General features: G+C 40.5%; 15 protein-coding genes. 3 read left to right on the top strand and 12 right to left on the bottom strand.

All coding sequences use genetic code 11. The features are described from left to right. Positions 1-44 precede the first annotated feature (44 nt). The 4 genes from PCY16_RS01910 to cdaA all read right to left on the bottom strand — a co-directional run bounded on the left by PCY16_RS01910 (position 45) and on the right by cdaA (position 3,874). Entirely contained in the window at positions 45-485 is a 441-nt protein-coding gene (locus PCY16_RS01910) for a GtrA family protein (RefSeq protein WP_014633281.1), read from the bottom strand. Positions 486-487: 2 nt separating this feature from the next. Beyond that, complete coding sequence (gene glmM / locus PCY16_RS01905; RefSeq protein WP_014634273.1) at positions 488-1,840, bottom strand: phosphoglucosamine mutase; 1,353 nt, start codon at positions 1,838-1,840, stop codon at positions 488-490. Positions 1,841-2,060: 220 nt separating this feature from the next. Next, positions 2,061-3,026: a YbbR-like domain-containing protein gene (locus PCY16_RS01900; RefSeq protein WP_037600530.1), complete on the bottom strand. Its 966-nt coding sequence runs from the start codon at positions 3,024-3,026 to the stop codon at positions 2,061-2,063. Further along, positions 3,023-3,874 carry a diadenylate cyclase CdaA gene (cdaA, locus tag PCY16_RS01895; protein ID WP_037600527.1) on the bottom strand — a complete coding sequence of 284 codons (852 nt, stop codon included), beginning with the start codon at positions 3,872-3,874 and terminating at the stop codon, positions 3,023-3,025. Before cdaA ends, PCY16_RS01900 begins: the two co-directional genes overlap by 4 nt. 101 nt (positions 3,875-3,975) lie before the next feature. Here cdaA and murT point away from each other — a divergent pair, with 101 nt between their 5' ends. Further along, positions 3,976-5,319 carry a lipid II isoglutaminyl synthase subunit MurT gene (gene murT, locus PCY16_RS01890; protein ID WP_014634270.1) on the top strand — a complete coding sequence of 448 codons (1,344 nt, stop codon included), beginning with the start codon at positions 3,976-3,978 and terminating at the stop codon, positions 5,317-5,319. Then, the gene (gene gatD / locus PCY16_RS01885) at positions 5,319-6,107 is read left to right on the top strand and encodes a lipid II isoglutaminyl synthase subunit GatD (protein WP_048674479.1); all 789 of its coding nucleotides are present in this window, start codon (positions 5,319-5,321) and stop codon (positions 6,105-6,107) included. The genes murT and gatD overlap by 1 nt, the downstream gene beginning before the upstream one ends. Positions 6,108-6,161: 54 nt before the next feature. On the opposite strand, the gene mprF is transcribed toward gatD, so the two are convergent. The 5 genes from mprF to udk all read right to left on the bottom strand — a co-directional run bounded on the left by mprF (position 6,162) and on the right by udk (position 12,570). Next, entirely contained in the window at positions 6,162-8,717 is a 2,556-nt protein-coding gene (mprF, locus tag PCY16_RS01880; RefSeq protein ID WP_048674477.1) for a bifunctional lysylphosphatidylglycerol flippase/synthetase MprF, read from the bottom strand. After that, entirely contained in the window at positions 8,714-9,433 is a 720-nt protein-coding gene (locus PCY16_RS01875; RefSeq protein ID WP_004182706.1) for an alpha/beta hydrolase, read from the bottom strand. The genes mprF and PCY16_RS01875 overlap by 4 nt, the downstream gene beginning before the upstream one ends. A 195-nt stretch (positions 9,434-9,628) precedes the next feature. Further along, a complete protein-coding gene (locus PCY16_RS01870) occupies positions 9,629-9,889 on the bottom strand; it encodes a YiaA/YiaB family inner membrane protein (RefSeq protein WP_048674474.1) in 261 nt (86 codons plus the stop codon). Positions 9,890-9,978: 89 nt separating this feature from the next. Further along, entirely contained in the window at positions 9,979-11,898 is a 1,920-nt protein-coding gene (locus PCY16_RS01865) for an ABC-F family ATP-binding cassette domain-containing protein (protein ID WP_048674471.1), read from the bottom strand. 36 nt (positions 11,899-11,934) lie between these two features. Next, positions 11,935-12,570: a uridine kinase gene (gene udk / locus PCY16_RS01860; RefSeq protein ID WP_002890688.1), complete on the bottom strand. Its 636-nt coding sequence runs from the start codon at positions 12,568-12,570 to the stop codon at positions 11,935-11,937. Positions 12,571-12,661: 91 nt separating this feature from the next. On the opposite strand from udk, the gene PCY16_RS01855 reads away from it, so the two are divergent. Then, positions 12,662-13,744: a DEAD/DEAH box helicase gene (locus tag PCY16_RS01855; RefSeq protein ID WP_037600508.1), complete on the top strand. Its 1,083-nt coding sequence runs from the start codon at positions 12,662-12,664 to the stop codon at positions 13,742-13,744. 52 nt (positions 13,745-13,796) lie between these two features. On the opposite strand, the gene PCY16_RS01850 is transcribed toward PCY16_RS01855, so the two are convergent. Genes PCY16_RS01850 through PCY16_RS01840 form a run of 3 tightly spaced genes read right to left on the bottom strand, consistent with a single transcriptional unit; the run spans position 13,797 to position 16,626 of the window. Then, positions 13,797-14,960: an acetyl-CoA carboxylase biotin carboxylase subunit family protein gene (locus tag PCY16_RS01850; protein WP_037600505.1), complete on the bottom strand. Its 1,164-nt coding sequence runs from the start codon at positions 14,958-14,960 to the stop codon at positions 13,797-13,799. 46 nt (positions 14,961-15,006) lie between these two features. Continuing rightward, the gene (locus tag PCY16_RS01845) at positions 15,007-15,747 is read right to left on the bottom strand and encodes an alpha/beta hydrolase-fold protein (RefSeq protein ID WP_002884014.1); all 741 of its coding nucleotides are present in this window, start codon (positions 15,745-15,747) and stop codon (positions 15,007-15,009) included. A gap of 51 nt (positions 15,748-15,798) precedes the next feature. Further along, positions 15,799-16,626: an alpha/beta hydrolase gene (locus tag PCY16_RS01840; RefSeq protein WP_080611420.1), complete on the bottom strand. Its 828-nt coding sequence runs from the start codon at positions 16,624-16,626 to the stop codon at positions 15,799-15,801. Positions 16,627-16,721 lie beyond the last annotated feature (95 nt).

Raw genomic sequence — 16,721 nt, 5'->3', positions numbered from 1 at the left:
GTAAGAAATGCTTTTAACACATTTCCTAACAACTTCCTTTTTGCTTATACTTTCTCGCCTGTAAAGACGAAGAATTTAGAAATAATATAGTTCAATACAATGATAAGGACCTGAGAGAAGAGGCTCTCGATACCGTTTACCCAAGCATGACTATGACCAACAAATTGACCAATAATTTCTGGATAGGTATCGACCAAGAAATAGGCCAAAGCCAAATCCAAGACCAAGGTCAATAGGCGAGCACCCACAAACTTAACAAAGCGCGTTACCATACCAGTCTTTTCCTGATTAAAGACAAACATGTCATTTGTAAAAAAGGCAAAGATAATGGCAATCGCACTGGCTAAGACCGCCGAGAGTGTCCCCTGATTGGTCAACTGAAAAATCAAAATACGACTGACCATATAAACTAAAGTTGCCAAGACACCAAAGAAAAGGTACTTGAAAACTTCGGTAGCCATGAAGGCTCTGAGCTTAGCTATCATACTTAGTCCAATCCAATTTCTGCACGAACAACATCAGCAATCGTATCAACGTAATAGTTCACTTCATCATCTGTTGGTGCTTCTGCCATAACACGAAGGAGTGGTTCTGTACCACTTGGACGAACCAAGATACGTCCATTTCCAGCCATCTCAGCTTCCATTTTTTCAATGATAGCGGCAATGGCAGGAACTTCCATAGCCTTATCTTTCATGCTATTTTCCACACGGATATTAACCAATTTTTGTGGATAGATGGTCACTTCTGAAGCCAATTCAGACAAGCTCTTACCTGTTTCAACCATGACTTTAGTCAATTGGATTGCTGTCAACTGACCATCACCAGTTGTGTTGTAATCCATGATAATAACGTGTCCAGACTGTTCACCACCAAGGTTGTAGCCGTTTTTACGCATTTCTTCGACAACATAACGGTCACCAACAGCAGTCACTGCCTTGTTAATGCCTTCACGGTCAAGTGCCTTGTGGAAACCAAGGTTTGACATAACTGTTGTTACAATAGTATTTTTAGCCAACTCGCCTTTTTGAGACAAATGTTTACCAATGATATACATCACCTTATCACCATCAACAATATCGCCATTTTCATCAACAGCGATGAGACGGTCACTGTCACCATCAAAGGCAAGACCAATAGCTGAGCCAGTTTCTTTAACCAAGGCTTGCAACTGCTCTGGGTGTGTCGAACCAACACCAGCATTGATGTTAAGGCCATCAGGCTGGTCACCAATAACAGAGATTTCTGCGTTCAAGTCAAGGAATATGTTACGTGCAGATACCGCAGCTGCTCCATTAGCCGCATCCAAGGCAACTTTCATGCCACCGAGGTCAACACCTGTAGCCACCAAGAATTTTTCGTATTTACGAAGACCCTCTGGATAATCCACAAGTGTTCCAAGTCCTTCAGCTGAAGGGCGTGGAAGCGTATCTTCTGTAGCATCGAGAAGGGCTTCAATTTCCGCTTCACGCGCATCGTCCAATTTAAAACCATCGCCACCAAAGAACTTGATACCATTATCAAGAGCTGGATTATGGCTGGCTGAAATCATAACACCAGCGCTTGCATTTTCTGTACGGACCAAGTATGAGACGCCAGGTGTCGCAAGCACTCCAAGTTTGTAGACTTCAATACCCACTGAGAGCAAACCTGCTACTAAGGCAGATTCCAACATCTCACCAGAGATACGTGTATCACGTGCCACAAAAACTTTAGGACGGCCAGTCTCATGTTGGCTAAGCACATAACCACCAAAACGACCTAATTTAAAGGCCAATTCAGGCGTAAGTTCAACGTTTGCTTCTCCACGAACACCGTCTGTTCCAAAATATTTACCCATAATTTTAATATTAGTGCTTAAGCACTAAATCCTCCTTAAACTGTGATGCTGTTTAGCAAGAGTCAATCTAGTGAAATCTATCTAGATAATCTAACTTTATAAAATTTCGCCAATATTTTCAACCCTTGATTTTAAACATTTTTAATTGGTTACATTTTTATGAGATTAGTCCCTCTCAATCCCATCCATTATACATGAATTTAGGAAAAATGTAACTCCCCTATTTTTGCGTGACTTTTAAGTTAACCTTAACAGTGCCAGGCTGAACCGTAACACCTTCTGCCTTAAGGTCTATTGTTTTTGATGTGTCCTTAGTCACTTGGCTAATGTCCACAGGAACTGTGATGCTATCAATCTTATCCATAGCTTCTTGACTACCAACAATAGTCACATGCCCACGATTAAAGCTATAGCTGATACTAGACACATTGCTAGCCTTATCTCCAGTCAGTTCGACCTTAACAGGAACAGATTTGCTCAATTTTCGCAAACTAATCTTGGCATGCACCTTAGCTGGTGAGATTGAACTTGCTAGGACTGTTCCATTTGTCGAAACTGCTTGAAGGACCAAGTTCCCATCATAATCTTCAGACAGGTTGGAATCGCCTTCCAATACTGCTTGAACATGATCAATCTGGTTAATGATATCTTCACTCGAAGTTACCTCTACCTTGGTTGCATCCAGGCTAACTTTTTTAACTTCATAGCCATTTGCTAACTTATCTGATGTGATATTAGCTACGACGTCAAAGGTCTTGCTGGCTTTTTTACCAATAGTCGCCGTCAAGGTTGATGGCGATACTTGCGCAGACATTCCAGCTGGAAGATCCTTAACCTGAATAGGTACTCGACTGGTTCCTTGACCCAGATTCGACAAATCAGCAACTAATTTAAAGTGACGCGTATCACTACTTGTCTCAGTCGTTAAAGCCAGCTGTGTTGTCGCTGTCAAATAGACTTCGGCATCATAGGAATAACCACTGATAAAGTACTTATCACTATCATATTTAATATCCACAGGAACCGATTCAACGGTTTGTGTAAAGGTATTAGATGCACTTGAGCTATTGTTTTTATTTTGCGTATTTCCCGACCATGCCGTGAAAAAGAGTACCACAGCAAAGAAGAGAGCAACTAGCATCTGCCATAAACGATCGTCTTTAAAGAAATTTACGAAACGCTTCATTTTTTGCTACCTCCCATCCAACGTTGGAAGAATGACTGACGTGGTTCTTGTTCTTTCAACAAGATAAGACTCAACTCTTGTTCAAATTCTTGAACAGAGAGATCATGGATGAAATTTCCCTTGTACGCAATTGAAATCGCACCAGTTTCCTCAGACACAACAAAGGTCAGTGCATCTGTCTGTTCTGAAAGACCAATGGCAGCCCTATGTCTAGTCCCAAACTCTTTGGAAATCTTATTAGATTCCGTCAATGGCAGATAAGAACAAGCCGTCGCAACCTTGTTATCTCTGATGATAACTGCCCCATCATGAAGCGGTGTATTTGGGATGAATATATTAATTAAAAGTTCCCCAGTCACCACCGCATCAAGTGGAATTCCAGTCGCAATCTGCTCTTGTAAGGTCTGAGTCTGTTCAATAGAAACCAGCGCCCCAATCTTACGAGGACTCATGTACTTAACAGCTTTAACGTAGGCTTGAACCAACTTCTCGTCTGAGCTAACCTCTTTATTTTGCAAAAAATGCTGAGGTGTCCGTCCAAAGGTTTCAAGTGCAGAACGAAGCTCTGGCGCAAAGATTACAACCGCCGCAATGGCCCCATAGTTGATAACCTGATTCATCAAATAAGAAATCGTCGTGAAGCCTATAAAATCAGAAATCAGTTTGACTAAAATAAATAAGACAACCCCTTGAACAAGGGTCATAATTTTTGTCCCTCGTAGGGCCCTAATAAAGCGATAAATTAAAAAAGCAACAATCAATATGTCCAAACTATTGACGATAACTTTCAGCGGACTATCAAAGAGTGACCGCCAAAAATCAATATCAATGGACGAAAGTATTCCCATACATATCACACTTTCTTTTAATTTTTAAACAGTTTCTATTATACCACGAATTCTAACTATTTTGAGACTACAATCACTACTTTTTGTGATAAAATAAATTCATGACTATGAAAACTACCATGGGAATTCTGGCGGGTAAAGCTAGCCATTTCGTCCTTTCAAAATTGGGACGTGGCTCAACCCTGCCTGGAAAAATCGCCCTTAAATTTGACAAAGATATTTTAGACACTTTAGCCAAGGATTACGAGATTGTCGTTGTCACTGGAACCAATGGTAAGACTCTGACAACAGCTTTAACAGTAGGAATTCTTAAAGAAGCTTTTGGTGAGATTGTGACCAACCCTAGTGGAGCCAACATGATCACAGGAATCACTTCTACTTTCCTAACAGCTAAAAAAGCCAAGTCTGGTAAGAAAATCGCTGTCTTGGAAATTGACGAGGCTAGCCTTCCAAAAATCACTGAATACATCACTCCAAGTCTTTTTGTCTTCACAAATATTTTCCGTGACCAAATGGACCGCTATGGTGAAATCTATACCACTTATCAGATGATTTTAGATGGTGCTGCTAAGGCACCTGAGGCCACTATTTTGGCCAATGGGGACAGTCCTCTCTTTAATTCTAAAGAAGTGGTCAATCCTGTACGCTTCTATGGTTTTGACACTGAAAAACACGCTCCAGAGCTGGCACATTATAATACCGAAGGAATTGTCTGCCCTAAATGTGAGAGCATTCTTCAGTATCGCCTCAATACTTATGCTAATTTGGGTGACTATGTATGCCTCAACTGTGACTTTCACCGTCCAGAATTAGACTATAAGCTAACAGAGTTGACTAAAATCACTAACACTACTTCTGAATTTGTCATTGATGGACAAGATTACAAGATTAATGTCGGTGGTCTTTATAACATCTACAATGCCCTTGCTGCAGTCTCTGTCGCTGAATTCTTCGGAGTGGCTCCAGAGCAAATCAAAGCTGGTTTTGATAAGAGTCGTGCTGTCTTTGGTCGCCAAGAAACCTTTAAGATTGGTGACAAATCATGTACTCTCGTACTAATTAAGAATCCAGTAGGAGCCAGCCAAGCTCTCGATATGATTAAACTTGCAGATTATCCGTTTAGCTTGTCAGTCCTTCTTAACGCCAATTATGCTGATGGTATTGATACTAGCTGGATTTGGGATGCCAACTTTGAAAGCATTATCGAGATGGATATCCCTGAGATTAACGCTGGTGGTGTTCGCCATTCTGAAATTGCCCGCCGTCTTCGTGTAACCGGCTATCCAGAAGAAAAGATTACGCAAGCAGAAAAACTTGAAGATATTATGGCCTTGATTGAAAAACAAGATTGCGATCATGCCTATATCTTAGCGACCTACACTGCCATGCTTGAATTCCGTGATATTCTTGCTCAACGTCATGCTGTCGGAAAGGAGATGAACTAATGACTTATACTTCACTCAAATCTCCAGAAAATCGTGACTACACCTATGACCTAAATGTTGCCCACCTTTATGGTAATCTACTCAATACCTACGGTGACAACGGAAATGTTCTTATGATCAAATACGTGGGTGAAAAACTTGGTGCTAAGATGACCTTCGACATCGTTTCAGTTGGTGATGACTTCGACAAGGACCACTACGACATGGTCTTCTTTGGAGGTGGTCAAGACTACGAACAATCCATCGTTGCTAAAGACCTCCCAACTAAGCGTGAGGCCATTGGTCAATTCATCCAAGATAACAAAGTAGTTCTTGCCATCTGTGGTGGTTTCCAACTTCTTGGTCAATATTACATCCAGGCTAATGGTGTCCGCATTGATGGTATCGGTGTTATGGGCCACTACACCCTCAATCAAGAAAATAATCGTTATATTGGTGACATCAAGATCCATAACGAAGAGTTCGATGAAACTTACTATGGCTTTGAGAATCACCAAGGGCGTACCTTCCTCTCTGATGATGAAAAACCACTTGGAAAAGTGGTCTACGGTAATGGTAATAACAAGGAAGACGGTTCTGAGGGTGTCCACTATAAAAATGTTTATGGTAGCTACTTCCATGGACCAATTCTTTCTCGTAACGCCAACCTGGCCTACCGTTTGGTCACTACTGCCCTTCGTAACAAATATGGCCAAGACATTAAATTGCCAAGTTACAATGATATTCTTTCAAGCGAAGTCGCTGAAGAATACGCAGATACTAAATCAAAAGCAGAATTTGAAAAATAATTCTATGACATAGCAAAATAGCGAAATCCTTAGGGTTTCGCTATTTTTTCATATCTATTTCCAAAGTCGTCTTTTCTTCAATCTGTCTTCAATTTTTCGATTATCAATCCTTAGAATGGCAATCATATCAAACAAGAGCCAAGTTCGTTTAGGATAAACAATGTATTTGGGAGACCAAATTGGAGAGAACTTCTCCTTATAACGTTGGAGCCCACTAAAAGAGTAAAAACGCTGCGCAAAGACATAGACCAAATTGGCAACCTTCTCTTCCAAAAAACTATCTTCTTCAGTACCCACATTCGCGAGTGGAGCCATTCCCATATCAAAATACTGCTTTCCTTCTGCTTGGAAGTACTGGAAGAGTTTCACAAAGAGGTAATCCATGATACCTTCGGGTGCCTTTTCAAAGTCATAACGCATAAGGTCAATCGTCGCCACCCGTTTGTTTTTGGTTGGCATGATGTTGGCAAAGGCTACAATTTCTCCCTCCTCACTCTCAACAATAGCAATCGGTGCTTGCTGCAAATAGGCTACATCAAAGAAACCAAGAGAGAAGCCCTTCTCCTTACGACCGTTAAGCCAAATATCTGAGACAGCCTTCATTTCTTGCATCTGAGTCTCTGAAAATGGAGGATCAAGTAACCTAAACTGGAAACCTGCTTTTTCAACACGATTGGTTGGCTTACGGAACTTCTTACCATGTTTACCATCAACAGAAAATGACGTCAAATCAACCATGGCATTTTCCCCAAATTTCATAAAATCAAAGCCATAATCATGAAGCATCAGGGTAATACTCTCATCTGCCTCATAAAACAAGGCTTGTAAATTCCAATCCGATAAGGTCTTCAAGAAAGATTCCCAAGCTACTCGGTAATAGTTTTCATTACCTATCGGATTTCCCATAACCACACACTTGTTACTGGTTTGTGCAAATTGGAAAACTACCTGGTCTTGTCCATCGACACGATACCAAAAGAGGCGTTTATCATGTAAATAAGCCAGGGCACTTTCTGATGCACCTCCATATTTCTCAAGGAGAGCTGTGAAGCGCTCATCATCCATGCTTTGACCAAAAGGCCTGCGGGGTGCCAAAATTCTCAAGACTCCCCAAACAATAGTTGCAATGATAACTGATGCCAGTAAAATATCAAACCAAATATGAACAAAATGTCCAAGAACATCCCGATTCTTAGGTGGCAATAAATGAGACCAAAAACCGCTGCCACCCAAAACGAGGAGAACCAGAATCGTAAAGGCTAGGAAAAGGAAATCCTTGGTTTTGTCTTCCCAACTATAAACAAAGTAACGATGATACAACCTCTTTCTGATGATCAACATAAGCACCAAAGAGAGTAAAATTAGGAAAGACATGGCCCATGAAATACCATTGAGATTGACATAAATTAAGGCCAAGACAAAGGTTATCAAGGAGGCAACAAAAGCACCCTTAACCCGACGTCTAATGAGACGAGCCATGAAAATGAATAGGGTACCAAATAGGATACTTGGGAATTGCCAAATCAACTGCTCCTGAATAGGATCAAAACGGCTAATAAAGTAGACATTAGCCAAGCGTTCAGGGATTAGGGCAGACAAAATCAAGAAAATCCCTAAAAAACGTAGCAAATAGACGAGAAAACGGTGGAGACTTCCACCAAATACTCGTGAAGAAAGTTTGAAGTATTTCTCGTTGATACGTCCTCCCATGTGTTTGAAAAAGAAGACAACACCAAGCATGAAGGGAATAACGTAGTAGGTTAAACGAAAGAGCAAGAGCAGACTAACCGCAAGAGCATTGCTAACCCCCATAGAGGTCAGACCGGTAATCACAATCAAATCGAAACTACCAATACCACCCGGAATCATAGAGAAGATACCAATAATAACCGCTAGGAAATAAAGTGGAACCAGATTATAAAGTGGAACATGTAAGCCCATTAAATAAGCCACACTGACAAAGCTCCCTAGGGCCGTTCCCCATTCAGCTGTCGAAGCTAAAAGAAGACTTAGCCTCGTTTTCAACGGTACTTGACCAAAATAAGTTAACTTTTCACGACTAGAAACAAAGAAAATAAAAGGCAGATAAAGGAAAATACCCAATAAGAGTAACCAATATTTTCTTAAGTCTGGACTTAGAGGGAAGAACCAAAAGACAGCGAATACCAAACCACTTAAAAGGGATAGACCCGACATAAAATAAGGCAATAAACGAGAAAGTGCCTTAACACCTGTCTTTTCCTGCCCATCCTCAGAATAAAAGGAATATCGCAGACCCACATCGACCAAACCAGCAAAACCAGCCAAGTTATTAATGGTATTGACAGCCCAACTTGTTTCTAAGATATAGGATTTGGAATAATCCGTTTCTAGCTCCTTATTCAGTATGATGTCATAAAAGAGCATGGGGGAGACAGCGACTAGTCCGATGACAGCCATCAAAACAAGATGCCAAATAGACAAACCGGACAGAGCTGACTCCAGTGACTCTAAAGTGATGGTCCGTTTTAGACGAACCAATTCTATGACGACAAGAACCGTAATCGAGATAAAGAAGATGGATTTAACGGCCGCTTTTAAAGGTTGAAGTCTCTCTAAAAGACGCTTCATGCCACCACCTCTTTTCGACTAATTCTCACAAGTTCACGAATCATTTGATTAAAGACCTTATATTTACGTTGAGCTAGACGATGTCCTTCTCGACGTTGGACATAGAGCTTATGAATAGGAAAGAGTTCTGAAATCTCTCTAGAATGCCTAATACTGATAACATCCCTTTGCCCCATAACTACCCAAACAGGATAGGCAGCCTGATGTAGACGTTTCCTATCTAATGGCAAGTCATGAAGCATCAGACCCGTTACCTGAGCCATGATATCCATTTTAGATGAAAATGGTGACAAGGCTTTTAAGCAAAGATATTGTATATAGACCGCGAATCTTGAGCGTCTCGTCAACCCATTAAAGGTCATATTCCCCGCATTAAGCAAGAGCCCTGCAATCCGGTCAGGATAACGACTAGCATAAACCATAGCCAAATTAGCACCGTCACTATGACCGACAAATAAGGCCTTCTTGATATTCAAATATTGCAAAATTTCCTCCAAATCGGCAGCCATCTGTTCAAAGGTCATCTTAACACTCTGACGACTGGACCTGCCGTGATTACGACTATCAATGAAAATTAAACGATAGTCTCGATACAGAATTCCTTGCTTACCAAAGTAATTTCCTGACAAATTATTGCCATGCAAAAAAACAATTGGAAAGCCTTTACCGAGATCACGATAATAGATGATTTGACCATCTTTCACTTTGAATTCCATAATATTACCTACCTTTTCACTAACGCATTCTTATACGATAATTAGTCTTATAAGGCATTTGGGATATTGAATTGGACTTATCTCATTCCAAAATCATCTAACCCTCTTCACTCCATTATAACACTTCCACTAGGCAAGAGTCAGAATATTTGTGCATTTTCTGCAAAAAGAAAAAGCCTTTTCAGGCTTCTCCTCTTATTGTTCGAAAGTTTGTTGAGCGATGAGCTTATTATAGTTTTCTTCATCTTCTTGGTTATCACGGACAACCTTAGATACTGTAAATGAAGATGAAATCAAGCCAACACATCCCATGAGGTAGTACCCCTTAACCATCAAAGGCTCTTTAAGGGTATAGAGGCCTACCAACATCAAGATTACGAAGAAGCCAAATGATCCCCATGCCATCATGTTGAAAGATGTTGTGTTACGATACACTTTTTTCTTTACTTTGTTCATAAAGTTAGTCTCCTTTTATATACTAAGACTGTTATACCAACAATGTAAGCCTTTCACAACTCAAAACATGAAAAGGTTCTCATCATCCCTTAACTTTCCAATTGTTCTGATAGGTCACTCCACTCTTCCATCAGAGCTTCTTGATTGACTGATAAGTCATCCAGCTCTTTCTGTAAGTCAGACAATTCTGCCACGTCATTTGTTTCAAGCATGGCAGCAGAGATTTCCTCCAATCGTTCTTCAATCGTCTCTAGCTCATTTTCAATTTGCTCAATGCGTCGGCTTAATTTACGCATCTCTTTTTGATTGGCTTTTTGAGCTTGATAATCACTAGCACCCGCTGAAGCTACTTGAACTTCCTCTGATACTTGATTTTCCTCTGCTTCAAGACGTGCTAACTCTTCAAGCTCCGCCTTCTTCTCAAGGTAGTAATCATAATCTCCAAGATAAATGGTTGCCCCATCCTCAGAAATTTCCATCACTTTGGTTGCCACACGGTTGATAAAGTAACGGTCATGGCTGACAAAGAGAAGCGTTCCATCAAAGTCAATGAGGGCATTTTCCAAGACTTCCTTGCTATCAATGTCCAAGTGGTTGGTCGGCTCATCTAGGATGAGGAAGTTATTGTTTTCCATTGATAATTTAGCTAGGAGCAGACGAGCTTTCTCACCACCAGAAAGCATGGAAACAGACTTTTTGACATCATCACCTGAGAAGAGAAAGGCCCCCAGACGGTTACGAATCTCAACTTCAGGAGTCGTCGCAAAATCATTCCACAACTCATCAAGGACTGTGTTCGACGGTGTCAAGGCAGATTGGGTTTGATCATAATACCCCACTTCAACATTAGCACCATAGGTTGACGTTCCCTTGATAAAAGGCAATTTACCCACTACCGACTTGATAAAGGTTGTTTTTCCGATACCATTTGGACCAACGATGGCAATGGCATCCATCTTCTTAACATCCAGGGAAATAGGCTCTGAGAGAATCTCATCGTCATAACCAATAGCAGCATCCTTAACTGTCAAGACCACATTCCCAGAGACCTTATCCGCATGAAAAGTCATATTAGCTGACTTCTGGCCTTCTGTTGGCTTATCCAGACGTTCCATTTTCTCTAGCTGTTTACGACGGGCTTGAGCACGCTTAGTTGTAGAAGCACGGACAATATTACGATTAACAAAGTCCTCCAACTTAGCAATTTCCTTTTGTTGTTTTTCGAAGTTCTTTGCTTCAGTGGCCAACTTTTCAGCCTTAAGGTCCATGAATTTTGAATAGTTTCCGACATAACGATCTAAACTATGTTTGGTCAAATCCAGGGTTACTGTCGCCACCTTATCCAAAAAATAACGGTCGTGACTGACAATGACTAGAGCTCCCTGATAATTGACCAGGTAATTCTCCAACCAGGCAATGGTTTCGATATCCAAGTGGTTAGTCGGTTCATCCAGTACCAAGAGTTCAGGCTTCTCAAGCAGCATTTTCGCCAAAGCTAAGCGCGTGTTTTGCCCTCCAGAAAGATCTGAAATAGGCATCTCCCACATGCTTTCATCAAACTTAAAACCATTGAGAATAGCTCTGATATCAGATTCATAGGTAAAACCACCTCGCTGTCTGAAATCCTCAGAAAGGCGATCGTAGTCAGTCATTAACTTGTCCAAGTCTGAACCAGTTAACTCAGCCATCTTCATTTCCATGTCACGAAGGCGTTTTTCGTCTGCACGAAGACCTGCAAAAACATTTAACATTTCCGCATAGATGGTATTGCTAGACTCAAAGCGACTATCCTGAGCTAAGTAAGACAAATTCAAATCACGTTTTGTGTTGATTTCACCACTTGTCGGCGTTTCCTCTCCAACCAAAATTTTCAATAGGGTTGATTTTCCAGCACCGTTACGTCCAACAAGGGCAATACGATCGCGTTCATCTACCTGAATATTAATATTATCAAAGAGCACATCCCCTGAGAAAGAGCGCTCAATCTTGTTTCCTTGTAAAATAATCATAACGTTTCAATTATACCAAAAAAGCCAAGCTCCTGCTTAGGCTTTCTGACTTTCTTTCAAAATACTTGCTACCTTAGTATTAATCAAATCGATAGCAACAGTATTTGTGACACCTTCAGGAATCACCACATCTGCGTAGCGTTTCGTAGGTTCGATAAACTGGTGGTACATAGGTTTAACCACACTGATATATTGCTCAATGATACTATCCAAGCTACGGCCACGCTCTTCCATATCACGCTTGATACGACGGATAATACGAATGTCATCATCAGTATCTACAAAAAGCTTGATATCCATCAAATCACGCAAGCGTTTATCCTCAAGTACCAAAATCCCTTCAACAATGAAGACGTCCTGTGGTTCCTGACGATAAGTCTTTTCACTACGAGTATGTTGGGTGTAGTCATAAATCGGAATATCCACTGGACGCCCAGCAATCAGCTCATTGATGTGTTCAATCATAAGATCTGTATCGAAGGCAAAGGGATGGTCGTAGTTAGTTGACACACGCTCTTCAAAAGTCAAATGTGACTGATCCTTATAATAAGAATCATGCTCAATCATAGCAATTTTCTCATCTGGAAAATTTGATAGAATGGCACGAGAAACACTGGTCTTACCTCCACCAGAGCCACCCGTAACCCCAATAATAATCGGTTTTTTAGGCATGGTAAATTCCTATCTAATATAGTCTTTCTTATCTATTCTACACTAAATCATGATATAATAAAAGCAAATCCATATAGAAAATGAGACTTTTATGTTTAAAAACTTTCCTGAACAATGGCAAGACCTCCTTAAAGAAAAAGGAATCACTACAGAGACTGCCATTCAAAAAGAACTCTTTGCACCAATCACTGAAGGAGACAATATCCTAGGTATCAGTCCTACAGGAACAGGTAAGACTCTAGCCTACCTTCTCCCATTGCTCCTCTCACTCAAGCCCAAAAAATCTCAGCAATTGCTTATCCTAGCACCCAATTCAGAGCTTGCTGGACAGATTTTTGATGTGACCAAACAATGGGCTGAGCCACTAGGACTCACTGCCCAACTCTTCCTTTCTGGCTCTAGTCAAAAGAGACAAATTGAACGCCTGAAGAAAGGACCGGAAATTCTCATCGGAACACCTGGCCGTGTCTTTGAGCTGATTAAACTCAAAAAGATCAAGATGATGAATGTCAACACCATCGTCCTAGATGAATTTGATGAGCTTCTCAGTGATAGCCAATACCACTTTGTGACAAAAATCAGCCACCATGTTCCTCGTGACCATCAAATGATTTATATTTCGGCAACCAACAAAATTGATGATCAAAATCTTGTCGAAAATACCATCGTTTATGACCTATCTGATCAAGAACTTGACACTATCAAACATTATTATATCAGTGTTGATAAACGTAACCGTGTCGAACTTCTCCGTAAGTTCTCCAATATCCCTGACTTCCGTGGCCTTGTCTTTTTTAACAGTCTATCTGACCTTGGGGCTACTGAAGAACGCCTCCAATTTAACGGAGCTTCAGCGGTATCATTGGCTAGTGACATCAACGTCAAATTCCGTAAGGTTATCTTGGAAAAATTCAAGAATCATGAGATTTCACTCTTACTAGGTACTGACCTCTTGGCACGCGGCATCGATATTGAAAATCTAGAGGTAGTCATCAACTTCGATATACCTCGAGATCGCGAAGCCTATACTCACCGTGCAGGACGTACTGGTCGTATGGGAAATGAAGGTAGCGTCATTAGCTTGGTAACCCATCCAGAAGACCTCAAAAAACTTAAAAAATTCGCCAAAGTTTCAGAACTGGTTCTTAAAAATCAAGAACTTCACGAAAAATAAGGCATCACAAAAGCACTTCAGTTTACTCTGAAGTGCTTTTAACATATACAGATTAGGCTTTTTTACCAAAGTCCTCAATCATTTGTTCCATTTCCTCACGACTTGGAGTTGTCAACATATAGAGGAAGTCACCTTGCAACTCTGCAAAGGCTGCAGGCATGATTTTCTTAACTTTAAGTTGTTCACGATACTTATCAAAAAGTTCTTCTTCTGAATAAGCATAGTGAGAGCTTGCACGACGTGAAGTCGCCAAACAGTAAAGTGGCTCAAACTGAGAAGCTGGGAATGGTTCGCCAGCAACGATATCCGCATACCCCTTGTACAAATCGAAAGAGTGAGCATAGTTATACACGTCGATTGTGAAACCACCTGCTGGACGGTTGTTATATTCAATAGCAATATAATCGTCACCATCACGGAAGAACTCAATATGGAAGAAACGTTCCTTCATACCAAATTCTTTGACAATTGCCTCACCATACTTACGTAACTTAGGATCCATTTCTTTAAGAACGTAGTAAGAATTATCCATCTTGTAAATCATCAAGTCAAGTGGTGTGTGGGCATAATCAAAAGTTGTCGAGAAGACAATATTACCATCATGATCAATCAAACCATCGAAAGTACAGATTTCGCTTGATGTTACAAATTTTTCAAAGAAATAAACTGTTTCATGATCCCACTCAGCCTTAAAGTGATTGATATCATCTTCTGTTTCAAGTTTGAAGGTTGCAGCTGCACCAACCCCATTATCTGGCTTAGCAATCATTGGAAGACCGATTTCTTTCACAGCTTTATCCACATCTTCATCAGTTTTAATGATAGCACCAGGTACAACTGGAACTCCAGCTTTTTGGAAGAGTTTTTTCATTTCAGACTTGAATTTAGTCTTCTTAAGATCTTCTGGCTTAGCACCAAAAACATTGAACTGTTCACGAAGAGCAGCATCCAATTCCAACCAGTATTCGTTATGAGATTCGATTCGGTCAATTGGTCCGTGTTTATAGAAAAGAAAGGCTACCGCACGTTTAACTTCATCCAAGTTTTCCAGATTGTCTACACGGAAGTACTCAGTCAAAGCCTCTTTCAAAGGTTGATCCAATTGTTCATAAGGCTCTTGACCAATACCAAGAACAGTGATTCCCTTATTAGCAAGTTCAACTGTAAACTGTTGGAAGTTTTGTGGATAGTATGGTGAAATAACAAGATAATTCATTAGTAATTCCTCTTTTATAGTTATTTAGATGGGATGGACAAAGAAATTATAGGTTCATATTGTCAAGGAAATAAGGCATTTGTTTACGCCACCATTCCCAATCATGAGCGACATCATGGCCCCACTCAGAGAACCAAGCTGGAATATTCTTTTGTTCAAAGGCTTCCTTGAGTTTATAGTAAGATGGAAGACCATCTTGTTCCCAAGCACCAAGACCTGTACATACGATAATCTCAGCTTGACGGTAACGGTCGATAAACCAACCATCATTTTGGTTCCAGATATAATCTGATGGGGAATTTTGGTAAATAGCTTCGTCCCCTCCAAACTCACCCACAAAGAAACGAGCATCGTAGACACCACTGAGGGCTACCACTTTATTGAAAACATCAGGGTGTTGCAAGAAGAAATTAAGCGCATGGTATGCCCCCATTGAACAACCTGTTGTCATCATTGGATCAAACCAACCAGTTTTGTGTTTGATAAATGGAATAGCTTCTTCAATAACATAGCGTTCATAGGCACGGTGCATTTCAGCACGATCGTGTGGATTTTTCCAATCACAAAGCCAGCTTTCACTGTCCACACTTGAAAGCGTAAAGAATTGTACGCGTCCTTCTTCGATAAAACGTGCACAAGCATCAATCATACCAAAGTCATAGTATTCGTTATGGCTACCACCTGATGAGGCAAAAACCACAACAGGGATACCAGCGTGCCCGTAACGGTTAACATACATTTCACGGTTAAGTTGACCACTCCAGTGGCTAAGATGTTCGATATTCATATTTATATTCCTTTTCCTAAATTAAATTAAATTAATTTGCGTTAATAAAGACTAGTCCCATTTTTCAGCGAAAAAGCGAAGACAGTCTGGTAAATTCTCGGCCCAAGCTTCTTCATTGTGTTCAGCACCAGATTGAATGTGAATCTTGATATTTTCCAAATCAACCCCACGAGCAATCAAATCATGATAATAGCTCAATGAAGAGTCTATATAAGCCTGCTTAATATTACCAGCCATCAAGGTCTTGTCAGTATCATCAGCTTCCTCAGTTCCTACATATATGTAGACACGTTGATCTGAATCGAGCTTTTGACGCGACATGTAACGATCAAAAGCATCCTGATGCAACCAGTTAGCTGAAGAAAATACCCCAAGACAACCAATCTGCTCCTTATAATCAAGCCCCATAAACTGAGTAATATTACCACCGAGAGATGAACCAATCATAGCTGTATGCTGACGGTCAGAGAGGGTACGGTATTCCTTATCAATAAAGGGTTTAACCACATCCATGACAAACTCTGCATACTCTACACCCTTACCTCCGAACTGGACACCAGGGATATTAGATTCTTGGTACTTCCACGCAGAATACTCATTCATACGGCCAGGACCATCATTATCAATGGCTACAACAATCATGCGCGAAATATCAGGATTACGCTTGACTGTTGGGATAATCTTCCAAGAATAGCCAGAAAACGACTCCTTACTATAAAGAACATTCTGACCATCATGGAAATACACGACAGGGTAAGAACGATCTGTATCCGTTTCATAGTTCTTAGGTAGAAGAACACGCACACGACGAAGTTGACCAGTGTATGGTACCTCTAACTCATGCATCTTCATAACCAAGTAAAAATAAGATTTATTCATTGTCAGAAAACTCTCTATATTCGAAATTTAGTTCTATTATACCATATTTTAAAAGAAAAAGAGCCCCTATTATTGGGACTCTTTACACTTTTTTA

The sequence above is a fragment of the Streptococcus sp. SS4 genome (assembly GCF_030440125.1).
GTDB lineage: Bacteria > Bacillota > Bacilli > Lactobacillales > Streptococcaceae > Streptococcus.
The sequence above is the reverse complement of the archived record's forward strand: the minus strand, read 5'-3'. Positions and strand labels throughout refer to the sequence as shown.